This is a genomic window from Amycolatopsis sp. NPDC051372 (genome assembly GCF_040682095.1).
Classification (GTDB): domain Bacteria; phylum Actinomycetota; class Actinomycetes; order Mycobacteriales; family Pseudonocardiaceae; genus Amycolatopsis.
In genome coordinates, this window is record NZ_JBFBAF010000022.1 from 18273 (window position 1) to 32228 (window position 13956).

Annotated in this window: 12 protein-coding genes and 1 pseudogene; 3 read left to right on the forward strand and 10 right to left on the reverse strand. The window is 69.7% G+C overall.

What is annotated here, in order from left to right:
• Positions 1–258: 258 nt before the first annotated feature.
• Entirely contained in the window at positions 259–1005 is a 747-nt protein-coding gene (locus AB0M56_RS30005; protein ID WP_364181909.1) for a helix-turn-helix domain-containing protein, read from the reverse strand.
• Between the two features lie 660 nt (positions 1006–1665).
• Between AB0M56_RS30005 and AB0M56_RS30010 the strand changes: the two genes are divergently transcribed.
• Complete coding sequence (locus AB0M56_RS30010) at positions 1666–2601, forward strand: zinc-binding dehydrogenase (RefSeq protein WP_364181912.1); 936 nt, start codon at positions 1666–1668, stop codon at positions 2599–2601.
• On the opposite strand, the gene trpC is transcribed toward AB0M56_RS30010, so the two are convergent.
• The 3 genes from trpC to AB0M56_RS30025 all read right to left on the reverse strand — a co-directional run bounded on the left by trpC (position 2598) and on the right by AB0M56_RS30025 (position 5439).
• Complete coding sequence (gene trpC, locus AB0M56_RS30015) at positions 2598–3374, reverse strand: indole-3-glycerol phosphate synthase TrpC (RefSeq protein WP_364181914.1); 777 nt, start codon at positions 3372–3374, stop codon at positions 2598–2600. The genes AB0M56_RS30010 and trpC overlap by 4 nt on opposite strands.
• Before the next feature lie 173 nt (positions 3375–3547).
• Entirely contained in the window at positions 3548–4462 is a 915-nt protein-coding gene (locus AB0M56_RS30020) for a MazG family protein (RefSeq protein ID WP_364181917.1), read from the reverse strand.
• Positions 4459–5439: a hypothetical protein gene (locus AB0M56_RS30025; protein ID WP_364181919.1), complete on the reverse strand. Its 981-nt coding sequence runs from the start codon at positions 5437–5439 to the stop codon at positions 4459–4461. The genes AB0M56_RS30020 and AB0M56_RS30025 overlap by 4 nt, the downstream gene beginning before the upstream one ends.
• A 124-nt stretch (positions 5440–5563) precedes the next feature.
• Between AB0M56_RS30025 and AB0M56_RS30030 the strand changes: the two genes are divergently transcribed.
• Positions 5564–5977, forward strand: a complete 414-nt coding sequence (locus AB0M56_RS30030; RefSeq protein WP_364181922.1) for a hypothetical protein — start codon at positions 5564–5566, stop codon at positions 5975–5977.
• Here AB0M56_RS30030 and AB0M56_RS30035 read toward each other — a convergent pair.
• The 5 genes and pseudogenes from AB0M56_RS30035 to AB0M56_RS30055 form a co-directional block, all read right to left on the reverse strand.
• Positions 5961–6125 (reverse strand): DUF397 domain-containing protein, encoded by a 165-nt coding sequence (locus AB0M56_RS30035; RefSeq protein WP_364181927.1) that lies wholly within the window; start codon positions 6123–6125, stop codon positions 5961–5963. The genes AB0M56_RS30030 and AB0M56_RS30035 overlap by 17 nt on opposite strands.
• The gene (locus AB0M56_RS30040; RefSeq protein WP_364181929.1) at positions 6079–6993 is read right to left on the reverse strand and encodes a helix-turn-helix transcriptional regulator; all 915 of its coding nucleotides are present in this window, start codon (positions 6991–6993) and stop codon (positions 6079–6081) included. The genes AB0M56_RS30035 and AB0M56_RS30040 overlap by 47 nt, the downstream gene beginning before the upstream one ends.
• A gap of 91 nt (positions 6994–7084) precedes the next feature.
• Entirely contained in the window at positions 7085–10648 is a 3564-nt protein-coding gene (gene mfd / locus AB0M56_RS30045) for a transcription-repair coupling factor (RefSeq protein ID WP_364182298.1), read from the reverse strand.
• 25 nt (positions 10649–10673) lie between these two features.
• Positions 10674–11129: a hypothetical protein gene (locus AB0M56_RS30050; protein WP_364181932.1), complete on the reverse strand. Its 456-nt coding sequence runs from the start codon at positions 11127–11129 to the stop codon at positions 10674–10676.
• Positions 11130–11144: 15 nt separating this feature from the next.
• Positions 11145–12185: pseudogene (locus AB0M56_RS30055) on the reverse strand (FAD-dependent monooxygenase).
• Positions 12186–12277: 92 nt separating this feature from the next.
• Between AB0M56_RS30055 and AB0M56_RS30060 the strand changes: the two are divergent.
• A complete protein-coding gene (locus AB0M56_RS30060; protein WP_364181934.1) occupies positions 12278–12991 on the forward strand; it encodes a TetR/AcrR family transcriptional regulator in 714 nt (237 codons plus the stop codon).
• Positions 12992–13049: 58 nt separating this feature from the next.
• Here AB0M56_RS30060 and AB0M56_RS30065 read toward each other — a convergent pair whose 3' ends face one another.
• Complete coding sequence (locus AB0M56_RS30065; RefSeq protein WP_364181937.1) at positions 13050–13901, reverse strand: heme-binding protein; 852 nt, start codon at positions 13899–13901, stop codon at positions 13050–13052.
• Between the last annotated feature and the right edge of the window lie 55 nt (positions 13902–13956).

Consider the following 13956-nt stretch of genomic DNA (forward strand, 5'->3'; position numbering starts at 1 on the left):
ACCACCGCGCGCAGAGGACATGCGGACCACCGGTGAGAGACGGCTGAGGAGCGGCGCGACAGGCCTGGACCGCCAACACGGCGAAGCGACGAGAAGCATCGACAACCGCCGACCAGCACCGCCGTGGTCACACCACCGCGCGCAGAGGACATGCGGGCCACCGGTGAGAGACGGCTGAGGAGCGGCGCGACAGGCCTGGACCGCCAACACGGCGAAGCGACGAGAAGCACCGACAACCGTCAACCAGCACCGCCGTGGTCACACCACCGGGTGCAGAGGCAGGCGAGCCGCGGGTGGGAGCGGTGACGGCTGCGGGGTGGCGCGGAAGGCCTGGATGGCGAGGGCGGCGAAGCGACGCGAAGCCGCGACGCGCGCGGCGGGCGAGGTGGCGTGGATGCCGTTGTTGGCCATGAGGACCATGACGAGGTCGTCGACCACGAAGTCGGGGCGGAGGTGGCCCGTGGCTTTGGCGCGGCGGGCCAGTTCGGCGATCGAGGTGAGGGCGGAGTCGCGGGCGGTGGTGAAGTCGAAGGCGCGCGGGAAGCGCGAGAGGAAGGCCGCGGTGAAGCCGCGGTCGCGGGCGTGGACGTCGAACAGTTCTTCGATCACCAGGCAGAAGCCGAGCCACGGGTCGGGGGTCGCGAGGCCCTCGTCGACGATCTGCCGGCAGACCTGCAGCTGGTCCGCGAAAGCCGCGCCCGCCAGGTCTTCCTTGGTCGGGAAGTGGCGGTAGAGCGTGGCGGGTCCGACGCCGGCGCGGCGGGCGATTTCGCGCATCGGGACGTCGAGGCCTTCAGCGGCGAAGACCTCGCGGGCCGCGGTGAGGATGCGGTCGTGGTTGTCGCGGGCGTCGGAGCGGAGGGTGCGCGAAGCGGCCGAGTCACCGACGTCGGCGCGCGAGGCCGCTGCGGGCGGAACAGCAGCGCGCGGGGTGGCGGGGCGCGAGACAGTCGCCGACGGAGCAGCAGCGCTCGGCGTGGCGGGGTCCGAGGGAGCTTGACGCATGGCATCCGCAGGCGAAGCAGCAGCGCTCAGCATGGCCGGGCCCGAGGCAGCCGGACGCAGAGCATCCGCAGGCGAAGCAGCAGCACTCGGCATCGCAAGGCCCGAGACAGCCGGACGCAGAGCATCCGCAGGCGAAGCAGCAGCACTCGGCATCGCAAGGCCCGAGACAGCCGGACGCACAGCATCCGCAGGCAAAGCAGCAGCACTCGGCATCGCAAGGCCCGAGACAGCCGGACGCACAGCATCCACAGGCAAAGCAGCAGCACTCGGCATCGCAAGGCCCGAGACAGCCGGACGCACAGCATCCACAGGCAAAGCAGCAGCACTCGGCATCGCAAGGCCCGAAGCAGCCGAACGCACAACATCCGCCCGCGAAGCAGCAGCACTCGGCATCGCCGGGCCCGAAGCAGCCGGACGCACAGCATCCACAGGCAGGACAGCGGCGCGCGAGGCAACAGCGCGCGGTGCCGCCGGGCCCGACGCAGCGGCGTCCGAGCCCAGGGCGGCGCGCGAGGCCGCTGCGGGCGAAGCAGCACCCCCCGAGACCGCGGAGTCGGGGTGCGAGGTCTGAGGCAAACGAGCCGTCACGCTCTCACTTTAGCCGAAACGGACGCCCCCGTCCGTTAGCGTCGGGGGCGAGATCGAGAGGAGAACACGCAGGTGAAAGCAGTGGCGATTCAGGAGTTCGGGCCGCCCGAGGGGTTGCGGGTCATCGAGACACCGGAGCCCTCGCCCGGTGCGGGGCAGGTGCTGATCGAGACCGAGGCCATCGGGGTCGGCGGGGTGGACGCGGTGATCCGGCGCGGCACGCTCGGCAGTTACGGCTTCAAACCCGGCCACATCCCCGGCAGCGAAGTCGCCGGGACGGTCGTCGCGGTCGGCGAGGGCCTCGACGAGAACCTGAAGGGCCGGCGGGTGTGGGCGTTCACCGGCACGGGCGGCGGGTACGCCGAAAAAGCGGTGGCCAGTGATTTCCTGCCGATCCCCGAGGCTCTGACCAGCGAAGATGCCGTGGCCATCGGCACCTCGGGAGCCGTCGCGCACTTCGCGCTGGCGCACGCGCACTTCGAGGCCGGCGAGTCCGTGCTGGTGCGCGGGGCGGCCGGGAGCATCGGGGGGTCGGCGGTTCAGCTGGCGGCGCGAAACGGTGCCAAAACGGTGGCCGTCACGACCTCGAACCGAGAGCGAGGTGGGCGCCTCAAGAAGCTCGGCGCGACGGAAGTCCTGGACCGCGCGGGGACCGGCGAAGGCACCTACGACGTCATCATCGACCTGATCGCCGGCCCGAACCTGCCGGACTTCTTCGACAAGCTCAACCCCAACGGCCGCCTCGTCGTGGTCGGCGTGGTCGGCGGGATGCCCCCCGGCGACTTCGCCGCGAAGCTCCTGCAGAACTTCCAGAAGTCCCTGTCGTTCATGACCTTCAGCGCCGACACCGTGCCCCGCGAGGAGCTGCGACAAGTGCGCCTGGAGCAGTTCGACGACGACAGGTTCCAAGGCGTCGTCCACGAGATCCTGCCGCTCGACCAAGCCGCACTGGCCCACCGGAAGATGGACGACGGTGAGGTCTTCGGCCGGATCGTCCTGAAGCCCTAACCCTGGATGAAGTCGCGGACGGACGTCACCGGGTCGCCCGAGCGCACCAGCGCCTCGCCGACCAGGACGACGTCCGCGCCCCAGCCGCGGTACTCCGCGACGTCACCCGGGCCGGCCACGCCCGACTCCGCCACGCGCACGCGGTCGGCCGGGATCTGCGGGCCGAGCTCCTTGAACACGGTCCGGTCGACCTCCAACGTCGTGAGGTCACGAGCGTTGATCCCCAGCACCTGCGCCCCGCAAGCGACCGCGCGCTCCAGCTCACCGGCCGTGTGCGATTCCACCAGCGGCGTCAGGCCCAGCTCCACCGCGAGGCCGTGCAGGTCGTCGAGCAGCGAACCCTCGAGCGAGACGACCATCAGCAACGCCAGATCCGCGCCGAACGCCCGCGCCTCCCACAGCTGGTACGGCTCCACGATGAAGTCCTTGCGCAGCACCGAAACGTCCACCCGCGCCCGCACGGCTTCGAGGTCCGCCAGCGACCCGCCGAACCGGCGACGCTCCGTCAGCACACTGATGGCCGCCGCACCGCCCTGCTCGTACTGGCCCGCGAGCGCGGCCGGGTCGGTGATGTCGGCGAGCGCGCCCTTGCTCGGGCTCTTGCGCTTCACCTCGGCGATGATCGACACGCCGGGTGCGCGGAACGCCGGCAGCGGATCCCGCGTCGGCGGCAGATCACGGACGCGCGCCTGCAGGTCGGCCAGCGACGTCGACCGCTTGCGCTCCTCCAGATCCTCGCGGACACCCTCGAGAATCCCGTCCAGCACGCTCATACCCAACTCCTCCACCGACGACCAGCCAGCCACCATCGTCGGTCCGCCCGGGACAGAAGGCACGCGGGAGTGCGCGCGATCACTGCGTGACGTACCGCCCAGGGCACACAGCGTGGCCGAACAGGCGCCCACCGCACCATCGCATCGCGAAAAAAGAAAACCCGAAATGCCCGTTACGGCCAGAACTTGCGCCAGCCGTCCGCTTCCAACGTCGACGGCTCCACGCCCGCGTCCCGCGCCGCTTCCTCAGCCGCCCGGATGTCACGCTCGAACTGCTTCGCGACGGCCCGCAGCTCACCCTCCGGGTCAGTGCCCGCCCGGCGCGCCGTGGCCGCCGTGCGGAACAGCTGCGAGGCCGGATCGGAGCCGGCCGGGAACAGGTCCAGCGGAATCCCCGCCCGCCCGCTGCGTTGCCCGAGCTTGGCGGCCAACGCGACCGCCGGCTGGCCGAGCGCAACACCGTCCACAATGGAGCGACGCTGCTTCTCCGCCTGCTTGAGCTCTTCCCACTTCAAGTTCTGCTGATCGACCGTGGCCACCTTCGCCGCGTCGGTGAACACGTGCGGGTGCCGCCCGACGAGCTTCGCCGTCAACGCCCGCGCGACGTCGTCGATCGTGAACGGATCCTCGGCGTCCTCCGCGGCCACGCGAGCGTGGAAGAGCACCTGCAGGAGGACGTCGCCGAGCTCTTCGCGCAGGGCCTCGCGGTCGCTCTCCTCGATGGCGTCGAGCAGCTCGTAGGTCTCCTCGACCAGATACTGGCGGAGCGTTTCGTGTGTCTGCACCGCGTCCCACGGGCAGCCGCCGGGCGAGCGCAGGCGGTCCATGACCTCGGCGGCTTCCACCAGCGGCGCCACCGGAGCCTCGATCACGCGCGCACCCGCGGCCACCAGCGCGGCAGCTTCCGGCGACGACGTCGACCCGGTGATCAGCACGAAATCACCGGAAATACCGGATGGAACCGGCGCCACGCCGAACTGCGCAGCGTCAACGTCCGAAGCCGCGTACACAGCGGCGCCACGCACCAAACCGACCGCTTCGGCCGGCACCGTCGCCCCATGCGCGACGACGACAACCGACCCGCTCACTGCTGAGCCGGAGCACTACCCCGGACCGGCAGCACGATTCCCTGGAAGCTGTTCGCGTTGGCCGCGAGGTCCATGCCGACCGGGTCCCACACGCCGTAGCGCGGGTTGATCTTGTAGTCCACGTCGTTCACGTACGGCTGCAGCAACCGCACCCCGATCGCCCCGATCTGGTCGGGCGTCGGCTGCTGGACCTGGTCGGTGGCCACCGGCTTGTCGGTGGCGCGCTGCCGCACGATGGCCGTGACCCACCACGTCGGCGCCGACGTCGGGTTCGGCTGGAACGCGATGGCCGTGTTCGCCGGAACGCCGAACAGCACCGTCGCGGCGTCCTCCGGCGACGACAGCGCCGGCGCCTGCTGCCCGACGTTGCCCTGCGCGCGGCTCTGGATCTCGGCCTGGATGGCGTTGGGGTTGGCCGCGTATTCCTCGGCCTTCGCGATGGCCTGGCTCCGCGCGGTCGCCGCGTCGATGGCCGGCGCTTCGCTGTCGGACGTCGGCGCACCGATGCTCGTGTAGTCGAAGTTCACCGACAGCGTCGGCAGGTACTTCGCCGCGAGCTTCTGCTCCAGGTACTGGTCGGTGATCGCCTCACGGTGGTCACGCACGCGCCAGACGAGCTGCGTCACGGCCGCGGGCTGGTCCTGCGCGAGGTTCTCCGGCAGCGCCCCGGCCAGCGGATCGCCCTGCGACATCGCGGCGGAGATGGCGGCGTCGTCGGTGGAGAGGCCTTCCTTCTGGGCGGCCTTGCGCACCACGGCGTGGAGCAGCTGCTGGCGCACGATCTCCCGGCCCACCAGGTCGAGCTTGTGCTGCGCGGCGAGCTGCTGCGCGTACGGCTGCTCCTGGACGGCCTTGTCCAGCAGGCCCTGCACCTGGTCGATGGTGGTGACCTGGCCGTCGATGACGGCCGCGGTGCCCACCTGGCTGGGGCCGGCGCCGCACCCGGCGAGCAGGAGACCACTGGCAACGACACCCACCAGCGCGCTAGACCGTTTTTTCGAGCCGAGGCGCCCCATGATCCGCATCACAGGCCATACCCTCTCACACCGCCGCCCCCGAAACGCAACACCATCGGGGTGCGCGAAGCATTATTGTCGACAAATGGACTCGTGGTTGTCGATCGAGGTTCTCGACGGGGAGTTCGCAGCGCACAGCTGGCAACGCGCGCACGGCGACAACCTCACCGAAGCCGCCCTGACCCATGGCGCCGAACAGTGGACGTGGCACGTCCACCGGTGGGGCGTCACGCTCGAGATCGAGTTCGCCACGGAGGCACAACGCGACCGGTTCCGCGGCCTCCCGGCGGTGACGGCCGCCCTCGACGCCGTCCCCGACCCCGAACACGGGTTATTGGTGTACCCCGGCCGCGGCGGCGGCTCGGGCTCACGCGTGCCGCGCCGCCCCCGGCCCCTGCCGATGGCCGGCGCGGGCGCGGTGCCTACGCCGAAAGAGGAAGTCCGTTTACAGCTGGCAACAGGTGAGCCGCCGATGTTCCAGCTCAGTTCAAGCGGCTGAGAAGTTCCTGCCAGGCAACCGCGGGGACGGTGAGGTGGCCGCCCTCGCGGTCCTTCGTGTCGCGAACGAGCACCTCGCGACCGGTCGCAACCTCCACGCAGTCACCGGCATTGGGACTGTAGCTGCTCTTGCGCCATTCGAGGGACATGCGACTGCTCTCCTGGTGAGTAGAGCTCGATGGCCATGTCGGCTACGAGCTCCCTCGATTCTGCCTCACCGAGCGCAGCGCTACCAAGGCGCTTAAGAACACCTCGATAGGCCTTGATCTCCTCAGGTTTCTCCAGGAAGAGCGAAGCCACCTCGCTGTCGATATACGCAACCGGCCCGAAGTCCTCCGAATCGATCAGCTGGAAGTGACCTGCCACCGCAGCGTGACTACCGAGCGCTGCGGGCACGATCCGGATCGAAACGTTCGGCCGAACCGCCAGCTGCAAGAGGTGGTGCAGCTGCCCCGACATCACACTCTTGTCAGTCCTGCCCACCTCAAGTCGCAGAACGAACTCGTGCAAGAAGAAGTCGAACTTGATGAGAGGCTGCCGGCTCAGGAGCGTCTGCCGCGACATGCGCGCGAAGATCAGCTGATCAAGGTCGTCACGGTCAGGCACCGTGCCAGCTTCCTCGGCCAGCGCTCGTGCATAGGCCGGAGTTTGCAGAAGGCCGGGCATGATCATCTCTTGGTATGCAGCGATCGCGCTCGCGCGCTCTTCGTGCCACACCAACGTTTTCACCTGCGCTGGCAGGTTCGGATAGGTCTCCAGCAGTCCTGGCTCGTCGAGGTCGTCACACAGGGCGTAGATCTCATCGGCCTTGTCACCGATCACTCCCATGAGCGTGAGCATCTTGACCACGTCGATGTACTTGCTGCCCCGCCGCGCGTTGAACATGTTGGAGATGCGGGTGGGCGGCCAGCCCAACCGGCGCGCCATTTCCCGCACTCCCCAGTGGTGCTCTTCCATCAGCTCTCGCAGACGGACACCGAGCTGGCGGCTGCGCACGGTCGAATAGCGGTCGTCCATGCGAGGAAGCGTACGGTCGAAACCGGTTCCACTCCAACGTTTCCGCTGGTAGTTCGCCCAAAGGTCGCGCTGTGCCCAGCCGCGTACAGCGTCACACGACGGCGGGGGTTTTCGTGAGCTGGCTCAGGAGCTTCGTGCACCACTCGAGCAGTTCGACATCGCGCAGTGTCGGCGCGCCCATGCGGCCGCCGGCCGGGCCTTCGGTGGGTTTGGGCACGGAGACGGTGTTGGTCACCGCCTTGTACAGCGCCTTGGGGTACAAGCGTTTCAGCCGCACCATTTGCGAATCGGCCAATGGCAATGGCGCGAAGCGGATGGTGTTGCCCTGCACCGCAACCTCCGTGACGCCCGCCGCGCGGCAGGTGTGGCGGAAGGCGGCCACCGCAAGCAGACGGTTGACGGGCGCGGGCGGCAGGCCGTAGCGATCGATGAGTTCTTCGCGCACGGCGTCGAGGCCCGCGGTGTCGGGCGCGGCCGCGATCTTGCGGTAGGCCTCCAACCGCAACCGCTCGCCTTCGACGTAGTCGTGGGGGATGTGGGCGTCGATGGGGAGGTCGACGCGGACTTCGGCGAGTTCCTCTTCCTCGCTGGGCTCGGCGCCGGCGTGGCGGCGGAAGGCTTCGACGGCTTCGCCGACCAGGCGCACGTACAGGTCGAAGCCGACGCCCGCGATGTGGCCGGACTGTTCGGCACCGAGGATGTTGCCCGCGCCGCGGATCTCCAGGTCCTTCATCGCGACAGCCATGCCCGCGCCGAGCTCGGTGTTCTGCGCGATGGTCGCGAGCCTGTCGTGCGCGGTCTCCGTCAACGGCGCTTCCGGCGGGTACAGGAAGTAGGCGTAGCCGCGTTCACGACCGCGGCCGACGCGTCCGCGCAGCTGGTGGAGCTGGGCCAATCCCAGTAGGTCACCGCGTTCGACGATGAGGGTGTTGGCGTTGGAGATGTCCAGGCCGGTTTCGACGATCGTGGTGCAGACGAGCACGTCGTACTCGTTTTCCCAGAAGCCCTGGATGATCTTTTCGAGCTTGTCCTCGTTCATCTGGCCGTGGGCGGTCACGACGCGCGCTTCGGGCACCAGCTCGCGGATGCGTTTGGCGGCCTTCTCGATGGAGGACACGCGGTTGTGGACGTAGAAGACCTGGCCGTCGCGCAGGAGCTCGCGGCGGACGGCGGCGCCGACCTGCTTGTCGTCGTAGCCGCCGACATACGTCAGAATCGGGTGCCGGTCTTCCGGCGGGGTGAGGATGGTGGACATCTCGCGGATGCCGGCGAGCGACATCTCCAGCGTGCGCGGGATGGGGGTGGCCGACATCGTGAGCACGTCGACGTGGGTGCGCAGCGCCTTGATGTGTTCCTTGTGCTCCACGCCGAAGCGCTGCTCCTCGTCGACGATCACGAGGCCGAGATCCTTGTACCGGATTCCGGTCTGCAGCAGGCGGTGCGTGCCGATGACGATGTCGACCTCACCCTCGGCGAGCTGCTCCAGGACCTGGTCGGACTCGGCCTTGTGCGTGAACCGCGAAAGGCCCTTGATGGTGACCGGGAACGACTGCATGCGCTCGGTGAAGGTGTTCAGGTGCTGCTGCGCGAGCAGGGTGGTCGGCACGAGCACGGCGACCTGCTTGCCGTCCTGCACCGCCTTGAACGCGGCGCGCACGGCGATCTCGGTCTTGCCGTAGCCGACGTCGCCGCAGATCACGCGGTCCATGGGGACGCCGCGTTCCATGTCGGCCTTGACCTCGTCGATGGCGGCGAGCTGGTCGTTGGTCTCGGTGAACGGGAACGCGTCTTCGAGCTCGCCCTGCCACGGTGTGTCGGGGCCGAAGGGGTGGCCGGGCGCAGCCTGGCGGGCCGCGTAGAGCTGCACCAGCTCGGCCGCGATCTCCTTGACGGCCTTCTTGGCGCGCGCCTTGGTGTTCTTCCAGTCGGAGCCGCCGAGCTTGTTGAGCGTGGGCAGCTCGCCGCCGACGTAGCGGGAGACCTCGTCGAGCTGGTCGGTGGGTACGAACAGGCGATCGCCGGGGTGGCCGCGCTTGGAACTCGCGTACTCCAGCAGCAGGTACTCGCGCGTGGCGCCGGCGACGGTGCGCTGCACCATCTCGACGAAGCGGCCGATGCCGTGCTGGTTGTGCACCACGTAGTCGCCGGCCTTCAGGGCCAGCGGGTCGACGGCGTTGCGCCGCCGCGACGGCATCTTGACGTTGAGGTCCTTTGTGGACGTTCCGGCAGTGGCGCCGCGGCCCGTGAGGTCGGCTTCCGAGAGCACCACGAGGGCGCGCTCGGGTGAGACGAAGCCGTCTACGAGGGCGCCGCAGGTGACGGTGACGACGCCGGCGTGCGGGGCCTCGGTGATGCCTTCGCCGGCCAGCGCCGCCGGGACCTCGGCCGCGGTGAGCTGCTCGACGGCGCGGCTGGCCGTGCCGTGGCCCGCGACCACGAGCACGCCGGTGCCGCCGGCGGCCACGTGGGCGCGCAAGTCGGTCATCGCGCGGTCGAACTCGCCGCGGTAAGCGGGCGCGGCCTCGACGCCGACTCGGTAGACGTCGGGGTCTTCGCTGCTCAGCTGGGTGATCGTCCACCAGGCACGCTTGGTGTCCTGCGCGTGCTCGGCGATCTCGGCGAGGTCGCGGTAGGCCGAAGCACCGAGGTCGATGGGCGCCTGCCCGCCCGCCGCGGCCGTGGTCCACGAGGCTTCGAGGAACTCCTGGCCGGTGCGCACGAGGTCGTGGGCGCGGGCGCGGATCTTCTCCGGGTCGGCGAGCAGCACGTGACTGCCGCGCGGCAGGGCGTCGGTGAGCAGGGTGAGCTCGCCGGCGCACAGCACCGGGATGAGGGCTTCCATGCCTTCGACGGCGATGCCGTCGGCGAGCTTCGTGAGCATTTCGGCCAGCTGGGCGTCTGCCTCATACGTGACGGCGAGCTCGGCGGCCTTGGCCTTGACGTCGGCGGTGAGCAGCAGCTCGCGGCACGGCGGCGCGGTGACGTGCTGGATCTCGCCCGGCAGGGAGCGCTGGTCGGAGACCGCGAACGCGCGGATCTCGCTGACCTCGTCGCCCCAGAACTCCACGCGCACGGGGTGCTGCGCGGTGGGCCCGAACAGGTCGAGGATGCCGCCGCGCACGGCGAACTCGCCGCGCTTCTCGACCATGTCCACGCGGGTGTAGGCGAGCTCGACCAGGCGCTCCAGCAAGCCTTCGAAGCTCTGCTCCTCGCCGACGACCAGGTCGACGGGGTCGAGCGAGCCGAGGCCGGGGGCCATGGGCTGGATCAGGCTGCGGACGGTGGAGACGACGACCTTGAGCTCGTCGTCGCCCTTGTGCAGGCGGTGCAGCACCTCGAGGCGCCGCCCGACGGTGTCGGCGCGCGGCGAGAGACGCTCGTGGGGCAGCGTCTCCCACGAGGGGAAATCGACGACCTTCTCGCGCCCGAGCAGGGCTTCGAGGGCGGCGGTGAGCTCGTCGGCTTCCCGGCCGGTGGCGGTCACGGCCAGCACGTGGCGGCCCGCGCCGCCTCTGGATTCGTCTTCGGCGAGCGCGGCGGCGACCAGCTGACGTGCGGTCACGGCGCCCTGCAGCTCGAGCAGCGGGGCGCCGGCGCGTTCGACGACCCCGCGCAGGGCGGGGTCGGGGAGGATGGCTTGGAGGAGTCCGGACAGTGGAGCGTCGGTCACGTCTTCCAGACTACGTCGGGGCACCGACAGTCCGGGGGCGACCTAGCCACGTGGTGAGGGCGGCGCGCAGGTCGGTTTGGCCGGGGCTCACCCAGGCGACGTAACCGTCGGGGCGGATGAAGGCCGCGAGAGGCTGGTCGGGGAAGGCGGTGGGCCTGGCGGTGGTGATCGTCAGGCGGTCCGACCAGGGTGCGGCCGTGGCTGTGGCGTTGGCGCCCGCGTCGAGGAGGACGGCTTTGCCCGCGCGGAAGTGGGCGGCGAGGGTGGTGCCGTCGTCCAGTGGGAGGTCGGGGACGCGGTGGCCGAGGAGGGTTTCGTCGGTCCCTTCGCCGTAGTGCTGCCAGGTGCCGCTGATCCGCGTGACGACGTGGGTGGCGCCGTCGGGGGTGTCGAGGAGGTCGGTGATCACCTCGCGCAGCGCGTCGGCGCGGGCGCCGCGGTGCTGGGTGAGGGCGGTTTGGGCCATGCTCCAGCGCTGGGCTCAGGCTCCGATGGGATGGCGTTCTTCGGTGTAGGTGTCCAGGAGCGTTTCGGGGGCCTGCTCGCGGACGACGAGGGCGAGCTTCCCGCCCAGGTTGGTGGCGTCGCCGAGGCCGACGTTGAGGCCTTGGCCGCCGGCCGGCGAGTGGACGTGGGCGGTGTCGCCGGCGAGGAGGACGTCGCCCTGCCGGTAGGTGGTGGCTTGGCGGGTGGTGTCGGAGTAGCGGGTGGCTTGATGGAGCTTGGTGATCTTGAAGTCGGTGCCGGTGGTGCGCCGGAGGCTGGCTTGTAGTTCTTCTCGGGTGACGGGGCCGGTGTCGGTGGGGGCGGTCAATTCGACGGTGTGGATGCGCAGCGCTTTGCCGGCTTCGGGGGCCCAGCCGCCGACGGTGTAGGAGCCGTTTTCGGTGCGCTGTCAGCCGTCCGCGGTGAGTTCGGCCGGGTCGTCGAGCTCGACGATCGCCTGGCGGCCGGTGAAGACGGGATCTTCGCCGGGGAACTCGAAGCCGGCGAGCTTGCGGACGGTGCTGCGGCCGCCGTCGGCGCCTACCAGCCAGTTCGTGGTGATCGTGCCGGCTGTGGTGTGGACGGTGCCGTCTTCGAAGCCGACGAGTTCGGCGCCTCTTTCGACGTGCACGCCCAGGCGGGTGGCGTGGTCTTCGAGGATGGTTTCGAGATCGGCTTGGGCGATCACGCCGGCACCGAGGAACTCCTGCTGCGTGTCCGGCTTGAGTCGACTGGCGCGGACGCCGATGCCGGCGAAGTGGCCGACGAAGATGTCTTCTGGTGGTTGTTCCCGTTGCAGGGCTTGCCCGTTGAACCACCACAGGGCGGCGGACTCGACTTCGGGCAGAAGCCCGCGCAGGTGCAGGGCGTGGACGCTGGGGGCGTTGAGCGCGCGGGCGCCCATGGAGCCGTACCGCGTCGGCGGACGTTCCGTCTCGCGCTCCAGGACTTTCACACTGGCGCCGCCCAGCCTCAGCTCCGCGGCGAGCATCAGGCCGACCGGCCCCGCACCGGCCACGACGACGTCGTAGTCCATGTTCGCCCCCCAAAACCCGGTTACAGTGTTCCTGGTATACCGAACTGGGTACGCAATAGCTTGTTTTTCGAGTCGGCGAGGAGGCCCGGGCGGTGGCGGACTACCCCGTGATCTGGATGCGCCCCGAACACGGCACGCGCGGCCCCCGCCCCGCCCACAGCCGCGTCGATGTGGCGCGCGCGGGCATCGAGCTCGCCGACGCCGAGGGCCTGGACGCCGTGTCGATGCGGCGCATCGCCTCGGCGCTGGGCGCCGGCACGACCTCGCTGTACCGCTATGTGTCCAAAAAGGACGATGTACTCGAGCTGATGGTCGACGAGGTCATGGGTTCCCTCGCCGGCACGCGGCTGAGCGGGTCCTGGCGCACCGACCTCGCCACGATCGCCCGCGCGCAGCGCGGCCTCGCGCTACGGCACCCGTGGCTGGCCGGCCTGTCCTCCGGGCGCACCAACCACGGCCCGAACAGCCTGCGCTGGCTGGAACTCTCGCTGTCGGCCTTCGACGGCCTTGACCTCTCGACCGACGACATGCTCGCCAACCTGGGCACCCTGTCGGCCTTCGTGCTTGGCCACGTCCTCGGCGAACTCGGCGACCGCGCCGCCGCCCACCGCTCCGGCCTCACGCACGCCCAATGGATGGACCAGCAAGGCGAGTACGGCCCGACGATCGTCGGCAGTGGCCTCTATCCGCGGTTCACGCGGGTGATCGTGGAAGCTGAGACGCCGCACGCGGAGGACCGGCAGGATCGGCTGTTCGAAGCGGGGCTGGCGCGGGTGCTGGATGGGCTGGCGGCGCATGTGCCTTGAGCCGGCCGGTGTCTCCAGCCGGGCTGGAGTCCTTGCCGCCGGCCGGCAGGAGTGCCGCTTACTGCTTGATGAGCGTCGCGACGTTGATGTGCGGCCAGTCGATGCCGAGGAAGCGCAGGATGATCGTCTGCGTGTACTGAAGCTGGAGGAAGTGGCCCAGCACCGGGTCCTCGACCTTCTCGATCCAGAACACGGCCGTCATGCTGGTGGCGTTGGCGTTCGCCACCACGAACGGGATGTTCTGGATGCCGCCGGCCGTGCCGCCGATCGCGTCGGTGGTCGAGAGCGGCAGCACTACGGTTTCGGTGATCTTCTGGCCCTTGATCGCGTCGGTGAGCAGCACGTTCGGGTTCAGCACCGCTTCGGCCGGGATGCCGACGGGCAGCGCGGTGTTCTTGAACGGCGCCAGGTATTTGTCGTCGGTGACCGGTTTGCCCGTGCTGGTCGTGATGGGCGTCGAATCCACCGGATCGATGCGCGGCCCGCCTGGCACGGCCAGCGGTTCTCCCTGCGCCAGCAAGGCATCCCCGTGCGGGATGGTGGCGAGCCTGGTCACGGTCTCGGGAGCGGCCGGCGCGGTGGTGGCCGGAACGTCGAGCCACATGCCCGTTTCGAAGTGCAGCGCACCGCCCGTGGCCGCGTCCGCGATCTGCTGTGTGTAGTGCACGCCACGGAAGAAGATGTCGTCTTGCGCCGAACCGCGGTTCGGCACCGGAGCGCCGATGGGCGCGAACTCGATCGTCTCCTGCGTCGCGCTGAGCTGCAGGAAGAACGGCTGTTCGTCGTGCTTGTCCGGGCGCGAGATCAGGTTGAACCCTTTGCCCATCCACCTACCCGGCAGCTCCCGCAGCGAGCGCAACGTCGCGAGGTTGGCGGGCGCGCCCGCGCGGAAGACGTGAGGAGTGGTCATGACTGCACTTCCTTTCCGTGGCAACGGATCCCGGTGATCGAGTCCGCGGGTGACA